General features: G+C 72.7%; 9 protein-coding genes. 5 read left to right on the top strand and 4 right to left on the bottom strand.

Annotated elements, in window-relative coordinates; genetic code table 11:
* Window positions 1-29: 29 nt before the first annotated feature.
* Window positions 30-1,592: an FAD-dependent oxidoreductase gene (locus Q1K33_RS01960; protein ID WP_300400006.1), complete on the bottom strand. Its 1,563-nt coding sequence runs from the start codon at window positions 1,590-1,592 to the stop codon at window positions 30-32.
* A 95-nt stretch (window positions 1,593-1,687) separates the two neighbouring features.
* On the opposite strand from Q1K33_RS01960, the gene hrpA reads away from it, so the two are divergent.
* From hrpA to Q1K33_RS01945, 3 genes are all read left to right on the top strand, one after another.
* On the top strand, window positions 1,688-5,701 hold the full coding sequence (hrpA, locus tag Q1K33_RS01955) for an ATP-dependent RNA helicase HrpA (RefSeq protein WP_300400005.1): 4,014 nt from the start codon (window positions 1,688-1,690) through the stop codon (window positions 5,699-5,701).
* Between the two features lie 9 nt (window positions 5,702-5,710).
* On the top strand, window positions 5,711-6,316 hold the full coding sequence (locus Q1K33_RS01950) for a hypothetical protein (RefSeq protein WP_300400004.1): 606 nt from the start codon (window positions 5,711-5,713) through the stop codon (window positions 6,314-6,316).
* A 260-nt stretch (window positions 6,317-6,576) separates the two neighbouring features.
* Window positions 6,577-8,031 (top strand): extracellular solute-binding protein, encoded by a 1,455-nt coding sequence (locus Q1K33_RS01945; protein WP_300400003.1) that lies wholly within the window; start codon window positions 6,577-6,579, stop codon window positions 8,029-8,031.
* Here the strand turns inward: Q1K33_RS01945 and Q1K33_RS01940 are convergent.
* Window positions 7,938-9,335: a ribonuclease D gene (locus Q1K33_RS01940; RefSeq protein WP_300400002.1), complete on the bottom strand. Its 1,398-nt coding sequence runs from the start codon at window positions 9,333-9,335 to the stop codon at window positions 7,938-7,940. The two genes, Q1K33_RS01945 and Q1K33_RS01940, sit on opposite strands and share 94 nt — an antisense overlap.
* Window positions 9,332-9,964, bottom strand: a complete 633-nt coding sequence (locus Q1K33_RS01935) for a DUF3000 domain-containing protein (protein ID WP_300400001.1) — start codon at window positions 9,962-9,964, stop codon at window positions 9,332-9,334. The genes Q1K33_RS01940 and Q1K33_RS01935 overlap by 4 nt, the downstream gene beginning before the upstream one ends.
* Window positions 9,965-10,034: 70 nt before the next feature.
* On the opposite strand from Q1K33_RS01935, the gene hemE reads away from it, so the two are divergent.
* Entirely contained in the window at window positions 10,035-11,093 is a 1,059-nt protein-coding gene (hemE, locus tag Q1K33_RS01930) for a uroporphyrinogen decarboxylase (protein WP_300400000.1), read from the top strand.
* A 67-nt stretch (window positions 11,094-11,160) separates the two neighbouring features.
* On the opposite strand, the gene Q1K33_RS01925 is transcribed toward hemE, so the two are convergent.
* Window positions 11,161-12,255 carry a DUF4349 domain-containing protein gene (locus Q1K33_RS01925; RefSeq protein ID WP_300399999.1) on the bottom strand — a complete coding sequence of 365 codons (1,095 nt, stop codon included), beginning with the start codon at window positions 12,253-12,255 and terminating at the stop codon, window positions 11,161-11,163.
* Between the two features lie 274 nt (window positions 12,256-12,529).
* Between Q1K33_RS01925 and Q1K33_RS01920 the strand changes: the two genes are divergently transcribed.
* Window positions 12,530-16,039, top strand: coding sequence for a hypothetical protein (locus tag Q1K33_RS01920; protein ID WP_300399998.1), 3,510 nt, complete (start codon window positions 12,530-12,532; stop codon window positions 16,037-16,039).
* The last annotated feature ends 15 nt before the right edge of the window (window positions 16,040-16,054 follow it).

Below are 16,054 nucleotides of genomic sequence, written 5' to 3'. Positions count from 1 at the left end.
GCTCCGTGCGTGGCCTGACGGCAAGTCCTTCATGCGACGCCAGCGGCACCAGGCGAGCTGAGCATGTCCCGCACGGCCAGTGACGCGAAGACCATCGCCGAGCCGAGCGGCGCGCCCGGTCCGGGATAGACCGAGCCGAACATCGACGCGGTCGAGTTGCTGGCGGCGTACAGGCCCGCGATCGAGGAGCCGTCCTCGCGCAGCACCCGGCCCGCGTCGTCGGTGAGCAACCCGCCCTTGGTGCCGAGGTCGGAGAGCACGAAGCGAGCCGCGTAGTACGGCGGCACGTCGACCGGGGTGAGGGCCTTGTTGGGGCCCTCTCCGCCGGTGAAGAAGGTGTCGTACTCGTCGGCGCCGCGCCCGAAGTCCTCGTCGACCCCGGTGGCGCAGAAGCCGTTGTAGCGCCGGACGCTCGCCTCCAGTGCCGCGGCGGGCAGACCGGTGGCCGAGGCGAGCCCGGCCAGCGTGTCGGACTGGACCCAGGTGCCGGCAGCGAGGTGCTCGGCAGGGTCGCCCTCGGGCATCGCGATGCCCGGTAGGCGACCGCCCTCACGGGAGTCGAAGACGAACCAGGACGGGATCGCACCCGGGTGCGCGGCCATGGCCCGGCCGAACCGGTCGTAGGGGAGCGACTCGTTGGCGTAGCGCGAGCCCGCGGCGTCGAGCATCACGCCGCTGCGGAAGCCGAGGGTGAAGGAGCCGCCGCCGTCGGGCTGCTCCAGGCCCGGACAGAACCACCCGAGCGCGCTGAAGTCGGTCGCCGCGCTGAGCTCGACCGCCGCCGTCATCGGCTCGCCCAGGTTGGTGCCGCGCGGCGCCATGCTCCACGCCACCTCTCCCGGTACGTCGTGCCTGGCACGCAGCGCGGCGTTGCCCTCGAAGCCGCCGGCCGCGATCAGCACCCCACGACGCGCGAGCAGCTCGACCGGCGCACCGTCCGGCGTCGTGCAGTGCACGCCGACCGCCCGATCGTCCTCGACCAGCAGCTCGGTCATGGTGTGGCGGGTCAGCACGTGCGCCCCCTCGCGCAGGGCGACCACGGCCAGACGGGCGATCAGCGCCTGCCCGCCGGTCAGGGTGCGACGCCCGGGTGCGCCCGCACGGTCGAGCTCCACCGGCGGTCGCACCAGCTCGGCGACGGGCGCGGGCAGGGCGTCGCGCTTGATGCTCACCGGCTGGATGGAGCGCCCCATCGGCACCCGGCCCGGCGCGTCGTAGTACTCCGGGAAGGGCAGCCACTCGAAGTCCAGGTCGGGGTCGTCCTCGAGGGCGGCGACGAGCTCCGGCGCGTGCGTCAGGAAGGCGTCGAGCTTGGCGGCGGTCGCGGGCCCGGTCGGGTCGTCCAGGATGGCCGACAGGTAGGCGCGGGCGCCCTCGGTCGAGTCGGGGAGGCCCGCGCGCTGCTGGACCTGGCTGCCCGGCAGCCAGCAGGCGCCGCCGGAGTAGGCCGACGTGCCGCCCAGGAGGGCGGTCTTCTCGACCACCACGACCGACAGTCCCGCGCGGGCGGCCAGGGCCGCCCCGGTGAGGGCGCCGCCCCCGCTGCCGACCACGACGACGTCGTACTGCTGCTGCTCGGAGTGCTCGTCCACCGCCCGATCCTGCAACTAGAACGTGTTCTAGCGCAAGGTGCCGCGCGAGGCGGCGGGCAAACCCGTTCGACGCGACCGGCAGAATGGGGGGTGTCATGTCTGCGCCCCCTTCCGACGGATCCCCCACCTCGCCGGCTCCCGACCCCGCCCGCGCCGGCGGGCTGGTGATCACCTATCCGCCCGACCTCCCGGTCAGCCAGCGTCGCGACGACATCGCGGAGGCGATCCGCGACCACCAGGTGGTGATCGTGGCGGGGGAGACCGGCTCGGGCAAGACGACCCAGCTGCCGAAGATCTGCCTCGAGCTGGGTCGCGGGCTGCGTCCCGAGGGCGCCCGCCGGGGCGGGTTGATCGGGCACACCCAGCCGCGCCGGATCGCCGCCCGCTCCGTGGCGGAGCGGATCGCCGACGAGCTCGGCACGAAGGTGGGCGAGCCGGACAGCGTCGTCGGCTACCAGGTGCGCTTCACCGACCGTACGAGCCGCGCGAGCCGGGTCAAGCTGATGACCGACGGCATCCTGCTCGCCGAGCTGCAGCGCGACCGCGACCTGGCGAAGTACGACACGATCATCATCGACGAGGCCCACGAGCGCAGCCTCAACATCGACTTCCTGCTCGGCTACCTCAAGCGACTCCTGCCGCGCCGGCCCGACCTCAAGGTCATCGTCACCTCCGCCACCATCGACGTCGACCGCTTCGCCGAGCACTTCGCCGACGCGTCCGGCACCCCGGCCCCGATCATCGAGGTGTCCGGGCGCACCTTCCCGGTCGAGGTGCGCTACCGCCCGCTCATCGACCTCGCCGACGACGACGAGGAGGGTGAGACGGTCGTGCGCGACCAGACCGAGGCCATCGTCGAGGCGGTCAAGGAGCTCTCGGCGGAGGGGGCCGGCGACGTCCTGGTCTTCCTGCCCGGCGAACGCGAGATCCGCGACACCGCCGATGCGCTCGGCCACCTCTCCGAAGGCCCGCGAGGGGTCGAGATCGTGCCCCTCTACTCCAGGCTCTCCTCGGCCGAGCAGCACCGTGTCTTCGCGCCCCGTCCCGCGGGCGTCGGGCGGCGCGTCGTCCTGGCGACCAACGTGGCCGAGACGTCGCTCACCGTCCCGGGGATCCGGTACGTCGTGGACACCGGCGTCGCGCGCATCTCGCGGTACTCCGTGCGCACCAAGGTCCAGCGGCTGCCGATCGAGCCGATCAGCCAGGCCTCGGCCAACCAGCGCTCGGGTCGCTGCGGTCGCGTCGCGGCGGGCATCGCGATCCGGCTCTACGCCGAGGAGGACTTCGAGGCCCGCCCCGAGTTCACCGACCCCGAGATCCTGCGCACCAACCTCGCCTCGGTGATCCTCCAGATGGCCTCGCTCAGCCTGGGCGACATCGCCCGCTTCCCCTTCGTCGAGCCCCCCGACAAGCGCAACGTGCAGGCCGGCGTCCAGCTGCTGGAGGAGTTGGGCGCGGTGAGCGACGAAGTGGCCCCGGACGACCACCGCGAGGGGCCAGATCGTCGGCCACGGCGCGGAGGAAGCGGTCGCCGAGGTCGAGGTCGCCCGCAGCCGCAGCACGACGGGCCGCAGCTGACGCAGGTCGGTCGTCGCCTGGCCCGGCTGCCGATGGACCCCCGACTGGCTCGGATGATCATCGAGGCCGAACGTCTCGGCTGCGCGCGCGAGGTCATCGTGATCGCCGCCGCGCTGTCGCTGCAGGACCCCCGCGAGCGGCCGGTCGAGCAGCGCGCCCAGGCCGACCAGCAGCACGCACGGTTCAAGGCCGAGGGCTCGGACTTCCTCACCTGGCTCACCCTGTGGCGCTACCTCAAGGAGCAGCAGCGCGAGCTCAGCAGCAGCGCGTTCCGGCGGATGTGCAAGCGCGAGTACCTCAACTACCTGCGGGTGCGCGAGTGGCAGGACTTCGAGTCCCAGCTGCGCCAGGTCTGCAAGGAGATGAGGCTCGAGATCGGCCGCCCCGCCGACCAGCCCGATGCCGACGGCATCCACCAGGCGCTGCTGAGCGGTCTGCTCAGCCACGTCGGGATCCTCGAGGAGCGCGAGAAGGATCCGCCGGGCAGGGGAAGACCCACCGGGCGCCGCCCGATGCGCGAGTATCTCGGTGCGCGCGGCACCAAGTTCGCGATCTTCCCCGGCAGCGGCCTGGCCAAGCAGCCACCCGCCTTCGTGATGGCCGGCGAGCTCGTCGAGACCAGCCGCCTCTTCGCCCGGCAGAACGCAGCGATCAAGCCGGAGTGGGCCGAGACGATCGGCGCCCACCTGGTCAAGCGCACCTACTCCGAGCCGCACTGGTCCAAGAAGCGCGCCTCGGTGATGGCCCACGAGCGCGTCCTGCTGTACGGCGTACCGCTGGTCGCCGACCGCCTGGTCTCCTTCGGCAAGGTCGACCGGGCCTTCAGCCGCGAGCTCTTCATCCGCCACGCACTGGTGTACGGCGAGTGGTCGACGCAGCAGAAGTTCTTCAGCCACAACCGCGCGCTGCTGGAGGAGGCCGCCGAGCTCGAGCACCGCGCCCGCCGCCGCGACATCGTCGTCGACGAGCACACCCTCTTCGACTTCTACGACGAGCGCGTGGGCGCGGAGGTCGTCAGCGGTGCCCACTTCGACACCTGGTGGAAGAAGACACGCCGCGAGCAGCCGGACCTGCTCACCTTCGATCTCGCCATGCTCACCCATGACACCGCCGCTCCGGTCGCCGAGGCCGACTACCCGACGACCTGGCAGGGCGCCGGGAGGGGGACCGACGCGAGCCAGGGGCTGACCTTCCCGATCAGCTACCACTTCGAGCCCGGCGCCGACGACGACGGACTCACCATCGACGTACCGGTGGCGACGCTCAACCAGGTCGACGGTGACGACTTCTCCTGGAACGTCCCGGGTCTGCGCCTCGAGCTCGTCACCTCGCTGATCCGCAGCCTGCCCAAGCCACTGCGGGTCTCGCTGGTGCCCGCGCCCGATCGGGCCCGCGACTTCCTCGCCGCCGTCCCGGCGGGGGAGGAGCCGCTGCTCGACGCCCTCGAACGCTGGTGTCGTGCCACGACCGGCGTGGTCGTGCCACGCGACGCGTGGGACTGGTCCAAGATCGCCGAGCACCTGCGACCGACCTACCGAGTCGTCGACGACAGTGGCGCGGAGCAGGCGCGCGGCAAGGACCTGGAGGCGCTCAAGGCGCCGTTGCGACCTCAGTTCGCCCAGGCGCTCGCCGAGGTCGCCGACGACTCCGGCCTCTCGCGCACCGGCGAGACGACGTGGTCCTTCGGGGACCTCCCTGCCTCGATCACCCAGCGTCGCGCCGGACACGAGGTCACCGCGCACCCGGCGCTCGTCGACGAGGGTGCCACCGTCGGGCTCGCGGTGGTCGGCTCGGCCGAGGAGGCCGCGGCGCGGCACCGGCTCGGCGTACGACGGTTGCTGCTGCTCGCCGTGCCCGACCCGCGGCTCGAGTCGCGCGACGAGCTGGACGGCGGGCTGTCGACGCGCGACAAGCTCGCCCTGGTGGCCAGTCCCTACGCCACCACCGCCGACCTGCTCGCCGACTGCCGCGCGGCGGTGCTGAGCGACCTCGTCGACGCACGTCCCGAGGTGCGCGACGAGAAGGCCTTCGCGGCGCTGGTCGCGGAGGCGTCGCGCGACCACGAGGCCGCGGTCCGAGCCACGCTGTCGGACGTGATGACCGTGCTCGAGCGGTGGCGGGCCGCGGACAAGGTGCTGGCTGGCCGGGCCGAGATGACCCAGCTGCCGGCCCTGACCGACATGAAGGCCCAGCTCGGACGACTGGTCGGCGTCGGCTTCGTGGGCGAGGCGGGTGCCGCCCGGCTGCGCCGCCTGCCGACGTACCTGCGAGCGATCGAGCAGCGTCGCGCCAAGCTCGACGAGGGCGGGGGCGCGATCCACCGCGACCGCCTCCTGCACGACCAGGTTGCCCAGCTCCAGGAGGCCTACCTGCATCGGCTCGAGGCGCTTCCCGACGGCAGCCCCGCGGGGGAGTCGCTGCGGCGGGTGCGGTGGATGCTGGAGGAGTTCCGCGTCTCCCTGTGGGCCCAGCAGCTCGGTACCGACGGACCCGTGAGCGACCAGCGGATCCGGCGTGTCATGGAGGCGTAGCCTGGCCCGATGCCCGACTCCGCCCCCAGGCCGCACCACAAGCCGTTGGCCAGGTGGGCTGACTACTTCGACGAGTTCGAGGGAGGCGCCGACCCGGCGCTGGTGAGCGAGGCCGCCGACCGGGCGGCAGTGCTGTTCGTCCGTGGCGCCCGCGACAGCGACGACGACGAGGTCGCCGAGCGGCTCCTCCACCTCGCCGAGACCGAGGGCATCGAGACCATCGCCGAGGTGTGGGCCGGCTCACCGGTCGACTCCCTGGCCGGCAGCGTGTGGCGGCTCTACCTGCTGCGCACCTGGGTCCATGCCGACCCGCTGCGGGTGGCCCGGGAGTACGACGCCGGGCGCGCCCGCGCCGAGGTCGCCGAGGTCGTGGCCGGGGTGGCCGACCCGCCCGGTCCCGACGAGCTGCGCGCCATGGTCGACGAGGTGCTGCGCGGCATCGCGACGCGGGACTACGCCGACGTGCTGCTGCGAGCCTCCGCGTTCGCCCGTGTCGTGGCCACCGGGCGCGCGCTCCTGGCGGAGCCGAGCGACGTCGAGGTGCGACGGATGCTGCTGCTGGCCGAGCAGCTCGCGGCGGCCTCGGAGCTCGAGCTCGAAGACCGCTTGGCCTGAGCCGGACAGCGACTACAGTGGTCCCGTCGAGCACGTCGGGCTGCGGCAGCCCCGGGTCCCACAATAAGCCGCTACGAGCGGCCACGCGCCGTGAGGCGCTCCCGGTCCGACGTGCTCGACACCACGCGTCAGGCGTGGATGCCTGGCGTCGTGGGCATGGTGCGCCTGGGTAGGGTGTGGCAGCCGGGACCTCCATCCGGTGGACGCCCCGACCCCCATGCCCCAGCAGTACTGCACTGCCCCCAGCGCGAGAGGTGACGATGACGCGACGCCGGGCGCTCCTGCGCCGAACCGGGTGCGCCGTGGCCGTGTGCCTCGCCCTCGCCTCCTGCTCCACCGAGGCCTCACCCCCCGACCCCGACCCCTCCGGCAGTCCCAGCGAGTCGGCGTCCCCCGACCCGCAGCCGCCGGAGCAGCGCGCGACGCTGACGTACGGCGTGTTCGGCTCCGCCGCCGAGGTCGCGGCGTCCCAGGAGGTCGTGGACGCCTACAACGCCCAGGCCACCACGGTCGAGGTCGAGCTGCTCAGCTGGCCCACGAGCCGAGCGATGGTGCGCGACCTGGACGAGGGTGCCAAGGCGCCCGACATCTACCAGGTCTCGCGCGACGAGCTCGCGGGCGTCGTCGACGCCGAGCGCAACGTCCCGCTGTTCGGTCTTCTGGAGGACCGCGACGTCAGCTACGGCGACAACTACCCCCTCGACACGATCGAGGCCTTCTCCCGTGACACCGACCTGCAGTGCATGCCCTACGGCATCTCGCCGATGGTGCTCTACCTCAACACCGACCTCGTCGACTTCGACCGGATGGCCCTGCGCGAGCTGCCCGTGCCCGAGGACCCGCTGCGCGGCATGGACATCGAGCAGTTCACCGCGGCGATCAACTTCGCCACCCGCCCGCGGCTGCGGGCCAAGGGGTTCAGCATCGATCCGAGCCTCGGCGCCCTGGCGCCGTACCTGCTCTCCGGCGGTGGCTCGCTCTTCGACGACAACGACGAGCCCACGTCGCTGGATCTCAGCAGCGACGACAACCGGGAGACGTTGGCGACGCTGCTCGAGCTGGCCCGCAACCCGCGCACGACCCTCACTGACGCCCAGCTGAGCCAGGCCACGCCGTTGGAGTGGTTCGAGCGCGGTCGCCTCGGCATGTTCGCCGGGGACCGCTCCATCACCCCGGCGCTGCGCGAGGTCCCCGACCTGTCCTTCGACGTGATGATGATGCCGCGGGTCGGACGCACCGTGACCACCGGATCGGTCACCGGCGTGTGCATCTCCGCCGGCGGGCAGGTGCAGCGCGCCGCCGACTTCCTGGTCCACCTGATCTCCGCCGACGGCTTCGCGCCGGTTGCGCAGGCGGGCTACCTCGTGCCGGCCAACACATCGGTCGCGCGCTCGGACGTGTTCCTGCAGCCGGGGCAGCAGCCCGAGAACGCCGGCGCCTTCAACGCCAGCATCGATGCGCTCGAGCTGCAGAACGTCGTCGCGGACGACCGCTTGCTGCGCGCCGGCGTCGGCCCCCTCGTGGAGGCGCTCTTCACCTCCGCGACTCCCGTCGGTGAGGCCGAGATCGAGCTGGCCACCGCCGAGATCGACGAGATCTCCCGCCCGATCCTGGACCCGACCTACGTGTCGCCGACCGAGTCGCCCGAGGCCTCGCCCAGCGCGTCCCCCTCGGCCAGCGCGTCCCCCTCGGAGTCGGTCTCGCCGTCTCCCTGAGCACGGGGCTCCGGCTCGCGCTCGGCCTCCAGGATCGCCGAGGTGATCAGCGGCGCGCACAGCGCGACCTGCCAGTTGCGTGCCCCGAGCTCACCCAAGCGGTCCACCACCTGGTCGAGCAGGTCTCCGACGTCGCGCGTCGCCGGAGGTGTCCACAGCACCCGGCGCAGGGTGTCGGGGGTGAGGAGGTTCTCGACGGGGAGGTGGTGCTGCTCGGAGAGGCCGGTCATCGCCTCTCGTGCCCACTGCAGCCGCCGCGCCGCCACCGGGTCCTTCTCGGCCCAGGCGCGCGGCACCGGCGGACCGTCGCCGCGCGGTGAGCGCGTGGGCAGGTCGTCCTCGTCGAGGGCCGCGGCCTCGGACAGGGCATCGACCCAGCGCGAGGAGTAGCGCTCGGCGCCCCGGCCGTGGAAGCCCTTGGTCCCCAGCAGGCTCGCCCGGTCCTCGGGCTGGGCGACCGCGGCCGCCACCAGTGCGGCGTCGGGGATGATCCGTCCCGGTGTGACGTCGCGCTGGGCGGCGATCTCGTTGCGGGTCTCCCAGAGGGCGCGGACCGCTCCGAGGGCACGACGTCCGCGGACCCGGTGCACGCCCGACGTACGGCGCCAGGCCTCGTGCCGCACGGGGGCGACGAAGCTGCGCAACGCGTCGAACTCCTGGCGCGCCCACTCGGCCTTGCCGGCCTCCTCGAGCTCGGCGGCCAGGCGATCGCGCAGCTCGACGAGCACCTCCACGTCGAGCGCGGCGTACTCCAGCCAGGAGGCGGGCAGGGGGCGCGTCGACCAGTCGGCGGCCGAGTGCTCCTTCTTCATCCGGAAGCCGAGCAGGGTCTCGACGAGGGTGGCCAGCCCAACGCGCGGGTAGCCCAGGAGGCGCCCGGCCAGCTCGGTGTCGAAGAGCTCCGAGGGGTGGAGCCCGATCTCGTTGAGGCAGGGCAGGTCCTGGGTGGCCGCGTGCAGGATCCACTCGGTGCCCTCCAGGACCTCCTGCAGCGGCGCCATCGACTCGAAGGCGATGGGGTCGATCAGGGCGGTGCCACTGCCGTTGCGGCGCAGCTGGATGAGGTAGGCCCGGTTGGAGTAGCGGTAGCCGGAGGCTCGCTCGGCGTCGATCGCCACCGGACCGGTGCCGGCGGCGAGTCGACGGCAGACCTCGGCCAGAGCCTCGTCGGTCTCGGTGACCTCGGGCAGTCCGTCGGCGAGCGTCAGCAGCGCTGCGGGCTCCGGCTCCGGCTCACCCTCGGGTGCGCCGGCGTCGGGATCGAGGGAGGGGTCGCCAGTGACGACGGGGTCCTCAGCACTCATCCGGCGGTGCCTCGCTGGCCCCGGCGACTGGGCATCACCGCGACCCCCTCGGGCACGGGCTCGAGTCCGGCGGCGGTGCAGAGCAGCTCGCCCCACGCCTCGACGTGCGGGGTGACGTCGAGCGGCGCGAGACCGCCGGCGCCGCCAGTGGCGGCAGGCGTCCAGGAGGCACGGATCTCGATCTGCGCGCTCCCGGCATCCTCCACCATGCCGCCGAAGCTCTCGGTGGCCACGCGGGTGACGGTGCCGGACTCGGCGACGTAGTCGGCGCCGTGGGCATCCAGCGCCTCGGTCAGCCAGGTCCAGCCGACCTGGGCCAGCAGGGGGTCGGCGACGAGGTCGAGCTCGATGTCGCAGCGCACGTAGGCCACGCACCGGAAGGTGCCCTCCCAGGCGTCGTTGCCGGCGGGGTCGTGGAGCAGGATGATCCGCCCGGTGCCGACGTCGGTGTCGTCGACGGTGACGTCGGCGGAGAGCGCCGCGGCGTACGGCGCGATGCGCTGGGGGGCCGGCATCTCCTCGCAGAAGACCTCGGGTCGCAGGGTGGCCGAGCGCAGCGAGGCCACGGCATCGCGGAACTCCGCGGGCACCGCGCCCGGTCCCGGGCTCGCTTCATGACGCACGACCATGCCCTCACAGTAGGTCGGGGCGCCGGATCCGACATGCGAACACGCCGGTGGACCTGCGAGGCTTGGCCCCGTGTCCGAGACTTCGACCCCTGCACCCACCACCCGCGAGAGCGCCTTCCTGAAGGCCGCACGCGGTGAGCCGGTGCCGCACACCCCGGTGTGGTTCATGCGGCAGGCAGGTCGCTCGCTGCCCGAGTACCTCAAGCTCCGCGAAGGCGTCGGCATGCTCGAGTCGTGCATGGAGCCCGACCTCGTCGTCGAGATCACGATGCAGCCCGTGCGCCGCTACGGCGTCGACGCCGCGATCTTCTTCTCCGACATCGTGCTGCCCCTCAAGGCGGTCGGCGTCGACCTGGACATCAAGCCCGGTATCGGACCGGTCGTGGCCTCGCCGGTGGAGACCCTCGCCGACGTCGAGGCGATCCCGGACCTCACCGCCGAGCACGTCCCCTTCATCTCCGAGTCCGTACGGCGACTGGTCGCCGGGCTCGGGCCGACGCCCCTGATCGGCTTCGCCGGAGCCCCGTTCACCGTCGCGTCCTACCTCGTCGAGGGGGGGCCCTCGAAGGAGCACGCGAAGACCAAGGCGATGATGTTCGGCGCCCCCGAGGTCTGGGACGCGCTGATGCGCAAGATCGCCGGGATCGCGGCCGGCTACCTCGAGGTCCAGGTAGCGGCGGGTGCCGCCGCCGTCCAGCTCTTCGACTCCTGGGCCGGAGCCCTGACTCCCGCCGACTACCAGGAGCACGTGATGCCGCACTCTGCCCGGGTGCTGGAGCAGGTCGGCTCCCTCGGCGTCCCGCGCATCCACTTCGGCGTCGGGACCAGCAACCTGCTGGGGCTGATGGGCGACGCCGGGGCCGACGTCGTGGGCGTCGACTGGCGCACCCCGCTGGCCTCGGCCATCCCGCTGGTCGGCGACCGCGTCGTGCAGGGCAACCTCGACCCCACGCTCGTCTTCGCCCCGACCGACGTGATGACCGCCCGGGCAGCCGAGGTGATCGAGGCCGGCCGCGCCGCCCGCGGCCACATCTTCAACCTCGGCCACGGCGTCATCCCCTCCACCGACCCCGGCCAGCTGGCCCGGCTCACCGAGTTCGTGCAGTCCTACCCGCTCGAGCGCGACTGAGCGAGCCGACTGCTCGAGGATCGGTGCCACGGGATGGCACCGATCCTCGACCAGATGCCCCGCCGCGTCAGGCGGTCGCCGGAGGAGGCGGGCCGGCGGGAGTCGCGCCGGCGGTCGCCGGCGTGCGCGGCAGGTAGCGGCGCACGAGCAGTCGACCGGGGATGCCGATCAGCAGCAGCACCAGGGCGAAGGGCAGCACGGCGCCCCCGACGGTGAGCAGCCCGGTGGTGACGTCCTTCAGGGCGGTCCACCCACCGTCGAGGCCGGCGAGGAAGCCGTCCTTCTCCTCCTCGACGGGCTCCTTCTCCTTCTTCTCCTCTCGGGGCGGCTCGATGGACAGGGTGATGGTCGCCATCGCGGTCTGGTCGGCGAGGAAGGTCTGCCGCTTCTCCAGCGAGCCCAGGTCGGCCTCCCGGCGCGACAGCTCGCGCTCGATGCTGACGATGTCGCGCAGGTCCGCGGCGTTGTCGAGCAGGATGCTGATCCGGTCGATGCTGCGCTTCTGCAGCTCGACGCGGACGCTGTTGTCGATGACCTCGGTGCTGACGTCCTCGGTGTTGGTCGAGACGTCGATCAGGTCGGCGACCCCCTGGAGACCGGTCATCGCCGCGTCGAACTCGGCGACGGGCACCCGCAGCACCAGACGGACCCGCTCGGCGTTGCCGTCCTCGTCGGCCTGGGTGTTCTCCTCGGCGACCTCGCCTCCGTGGGAGTCGAGGACCTTGCCGACGTCGAAGCGAGCCGTCGGGACGTCGTCGGAGCGGAGCGCGACGTTGCCGGTCTTGATGAGCGAACGTTGGTCGCCCGGCGCCGCCACGTCGGCTGCGGGTGCGACGTTGCGTCGAGTGCTGCCCCCGGTGTCGCCGCGGGCCGACGACTCCGCCACCGCGGAGTCGGCCAGCACCGAGAGGTCGCCGCCGCCATCCTGGGCGCCGTCGGAGTCGGAGTACGCCGCGTCCGGGGCGTCAGGTGCGACGGCGACGTCGGCAGCGGACCCGCTCGACGAGGCGGTCTCGCCGTCCGAGCCGGCGGCGCACGCACCGGTCAGGGCGAGCAGGGCGATGGCGGCGGTGACGGCCAGGACGCGATGGCGACGGGCCGGGCGCTGCGTGCGGTTGGGGGCGGGGCGGGAGAGGCCCCGAGCGGGTGTGGTCATGCTCATGCGACGCAGGAACGGTCGAACCGGTTCCCTCGCCCCGGTTCCCGTGTCGTTCACGGACTCGCCGTACGGCATGCGTGCGGCGTCCCTGGACACTCCGGGGGGCGTGACGACTAGGGTGTCATCGTGCTCGTGACGTCCGTCACAAGCACGTCTTCTGGGTCTCCGGGTGACCCGCGCTCCCTCCCCCATCCGCTCCCTCCCTCACGCCCCAGTGACGACCCCAGGAGTCCCCTGCATGATGCGCCCCCGGCTACTTCGCCGACCCCTTCTGGCGATGGCGACATCGCTCGCTCTCGCTGTCCCGCTCAGCGCCATCGCCCTGGCGCCCGGTGCCCAGGCCGCGCTCACCGGGCCCGCCGACAACAGCACCGTGAGTGGCAACGTCCCCATCTCCGAGGGCCGCGGTGCCACCTCCAACTGCGTGAGCGGAGGAAGCGGCGGCTCGCGGCTGACGGTGACCCGCTCGGCCGACAACGCCGTCGTCCACACCGCCTCGAAGTCGGGCACCGGCAGCTACTCCACGACGTGGAGCTCGATCGGCCAGCCGCGCGGCGAGTACGTCGTGCGCTCCTACGCCCGCGACGGCAAGAAGTCGGGCTTCCTCAACCTCGGCTGCTCCAACCAGGGCGAGTCGCTGCTGTCCACGGTGACGATCACCCTGGACAACGGCGCGGGGGTCGACGTCACCCTCCCCGCGAGCGTGGTCACGGGCGAGGACCTCGACGTCGAGGTCGCGACCTCGGTGGTCGCCACCGGCGTCACCGGCCAGCCGCTCGGCGGTCGCACCGTCACGATCTCGGTGCCCGGCGTGGGCAGCGACGAGGTCGTCACCGACGCCGACGGCCTCGCCAGCACCAGCTTCGACCTCCCCGACCTCTCGGTCGGTGTCCTCGAGGTCAGCGCCGCGGTGGCCGACGACACGGCGTACTCCGGGCGCGACGCCACGGCCTCCACCACGCTCACCGCCCGCTCCACCGCGACCTACTACCGAGGTGACACGCGCGCCGAGCCAGGCACCGAGGCCACCCTCGAGGGACTGGTGGTGGACGCGACGCCCGAGAGCGACCGCTTCGGCGACCCCGTCGTCGGAGCACCCCTCGCCCTGGCCTTCGGCGACGACGTCGCCGAGATCGAGACCGTCGCCTCGGGCCGCGCGCTGCGCACGGTCCCGGTGCGAGGGCAGTCTCGGCTGGTCCCCGTCACCGCGACGTACGCCGGCAGCTCCGTGTACGCGGGCAGCGACGACGCGGTCACCTTCTACGTCGGCGACGCCGCGGCGGCACCTGCCCCGGTCCAGTCGGGACCGGCCGGCAGCACCACCACCGCCGTGGGCGGGCTGCTCGGCTCGCTGCTGGGCTCGCTGCTGGGCGACGACGGGCCGCTGGTCCTCGACACCCAGCTGCCGATCCTCGGCGAAGCCGTCGGCAACGAGGGCCTGGTCAACCTGCTCGACACCCTGCTGGGCCCGGTGCAGCCGGTGCTCGCGCAGGTCGGTGACCCGGTCGACGACGCCCTCCAGGCGATCTTGGACGGGCTGGCCGACACGCCGCTCGGCGACCTCACCGAGACCGCCCGCTTCGAGTGGCGTGCCGTGCTGGCGCAGCCCGACGGCTCGACCCGCCGCGCCGAGTTCGACGCCGTCATCGGGATCCCGCAGCCGCTGGACGTGGACGGTGACGGAGGCGCCGACGTCCTGGCCAACGTGACGCTCGCCGAGCTCAGCCCCACCTCGGTCGTGCCGCGGATCGAGGTGGCCCGGGTCGGCGACGTGAGCGCCACCCTGCCACTGAGCCTGCAGGCGCTCGTCGACCTGCCGGGTGGCGACGACACCTACCGCTTCGGCTACGACACCCGTGAGGGCGACGCGCCCCGCTCCTTCACCGCCGACGTGGTCGTCGCCGACGGGGGCGCAGCACTCGAGGTGGCCGGCGAGGGCGACTCGCCCGTGCAGGTGACCGGAGCGATCGTGCCGGCCACGGGTCCGGGTGAGCAGCGCTTCGGGGTCTCCTTCAGCCAGGTGCCCACCAGCGCCAGCCTCGGGCTCGACCTGGGAGGCGCCGGCGGAGCGCAGAACATCGCTGCGTCGCTGCGCACCGACGAGCCCACCGAGATCGGCCTCTCCCTGATCGACGACAGCGGCGCCGAGGAGGTCTTCTCCGCCGACGGCACGCTCGACAGCGTCGACGGTGACCTGGCAGTCGTGCTCTCCGGCACCGAGGACTCCGGCCTCGTCGCCGAGATCACCAGCGACGCGGGGCTCGACTCGCTCGACCTGACGGCGACGGCTCTGGACACCGGCCGCACGGTGAGCGACGTACGCCTGGCCCTGAGCGACGTCCCCGACGTCGTCTCCTTCGGCCTCACCGCCGACGGTGCCGGCGAGCTGACGGCGAGCGGACCGATCGGCGTCTTCGAGGCCGGCTACGCCTCCGGGCGCAACGTCCTCGGTCTCGACGACCCGGCCTACCTGCGTCTGCTGCAGCGCGCGGAGACGCAGTCGATCGCCGTACGCCTGCCCGGCTTCGAGGGGCTGGACCTCGACCTGGGCGACGAGGTCTCCCTGGGGCTCACCCTGGCACCCACGCCGTTGCGAGCCTTGATCGATCAGGACGGACGCGTGCTCGACGCCCGCATCAGCGACGCCCCGCACGAGCTGTCGCTGGCGCTGTCGCCCGATGGTGCGGTCCGCGTCGAGGGCTCGGCCCCGATCAGCGAGGTCACGGTCGAGGCCACCGACGAGAGCGGAATCCTCGACGGAGCCAGCAACCTGTCGCTGCGCCTGGTCGACGTGCCCGCGCTGCTGTCGGTCGGGATCACCGACGACGGCGTGGTCTTCGACACCGGCGGCGAGGCGGTCGGCCTCCTCGAGGTCTTCGCCGACAACGGCACCCGGCTCGCCGTACCCGGTGGCGGCGACGGGCTGCTCGTGCGCAACGCACCCGACGGTACGGCGCTCGCGGGCCGGATCTCCGGACTGCGCCGGGTCGAGGCGTCCCTGGGCAGCGCCCCCGAGGTGCTGCTCGACACCGTCGCCGGCCAGGTCTTCTCGATCACCCTGCGTGAGGTCGACGAGAACGGCGCGAGCGAGGACGTCACCGCCACCCTCGACCGCCTGGTGCCCGACATGCGCCTGGCGCTGGTGGACGACGGCTCCGGCGCCACCCGGTTGAGCTACTCGGCCTCGGAGGCCACGGACAGCCTGTCGTTCGACTTCGGCGGTCTGTCGGGCTCGATCAGCGACCCGCTGCCCGCCGACCTGCAGATCTGTATCGCCGGCGACGAGGCGTGCCTGCCCGAGGTGGGGATCGCCGATCCCGACCTCGGATCGATCCGGTTCGCGGCCAGCGAGACCACCACGCTCAACCTGACGGACGCCGAGGGCGGCCTGCAGGCACAGAACCTGCGCCTGCGTGTCCTCGACATCACGGGCAGCCTCGACGTGGACAACGGGGGTGACGTCTACCTCAACACCACGGAGTTCGGTGGGGAGTGTGGCGCCCAGGGCTGCGTCCGACCGATCGAGGGCGGGCGCGTGGACGTCAACCTGGGCTCGGCCGGGCTGCGCTTCGACCCGGGCAACGGCTTCTTCGCCAAGGACGCGGTCACCAACCTGAAGGTCGACAAGCTGTTCGGTCAGCCGATCGGGCTCTCCGGCACCGGCGGCACGGGCGAGGTCAACTGCGTCTCGGCGACCAAGCTGGACGTCACCGTCTACGACGTACCCGTGCTCGGCGACATCACGTTGTCGGTCAAGGACGCGATCTGCGACGTGGACCGCGACTGATCGCAGCCGCGTGAG

Origin of the sequence: Nocardioides sp. (assembly GCF_029937575.1) — a bacterium.
Taxonomy (GTDB): domain Bacteria; phylum Actinomycetota; class Actinomycetes; order Propionibacteriales; family Nocardioidaceae; genus Nocardioides.
The sequence above is the reverse complement of the archived record's forward strand: the minus strand, read 5'-3'. Positions and strand labels throughout refer to the sequence as shown.

Coding starts and splice junctions, on each gene's coding strand:
- Q1K33_RS01945 (WP_300400003.1), top strand. CDS start 6,577: ATGACGCGACGCCGGGCGCTCCTGCGCCGAACCGGGTGCGCCGTGGCC.
- Q1K33_RS01950 (WP_300400004.1), top strand. CDS start 5,711: ATGCCCGACTCCGCCCCCAGGCCGCACCACAAGCCGTTGGCCAGGTGG.
- Q1K33_RS01940 (WP_300400002.1), bottom strand. CDS start 9,335: ATGAGTGCTGAGGACCCCGTCGTCACTGGCGACCCCTCCCTCGATCCC.
- Q1K33_RS01920 (WP_300399998.1), top strand. CDS start 12,530: ATGGCGACATCGCTCGCTCTCGCTGTCCCGCTCAGCGCCATCGCCCTG.
- Q1K33_RS01935 (WP_300400001.1), bottom strand. CDS start 9,964: ATGGTCGTGCGTCATGAAGCGAGCCCGGGACCGGGCGCGGTGCCCGCG.
- Q1K33_RS01925 (WP_300399999.1), bottom strand. CDS start 12,255: ATGAGCATGACCACACCCGCTCGGGGCCTCTCCCGCCCCGCCCCCAAC.
- hrpA (WP_300400005.1), top strand. CDS start 1,688: ATGTCTGCGCCCCCTTCCGACGGATCCCCCACCTCGCCGGCTCCCGAC.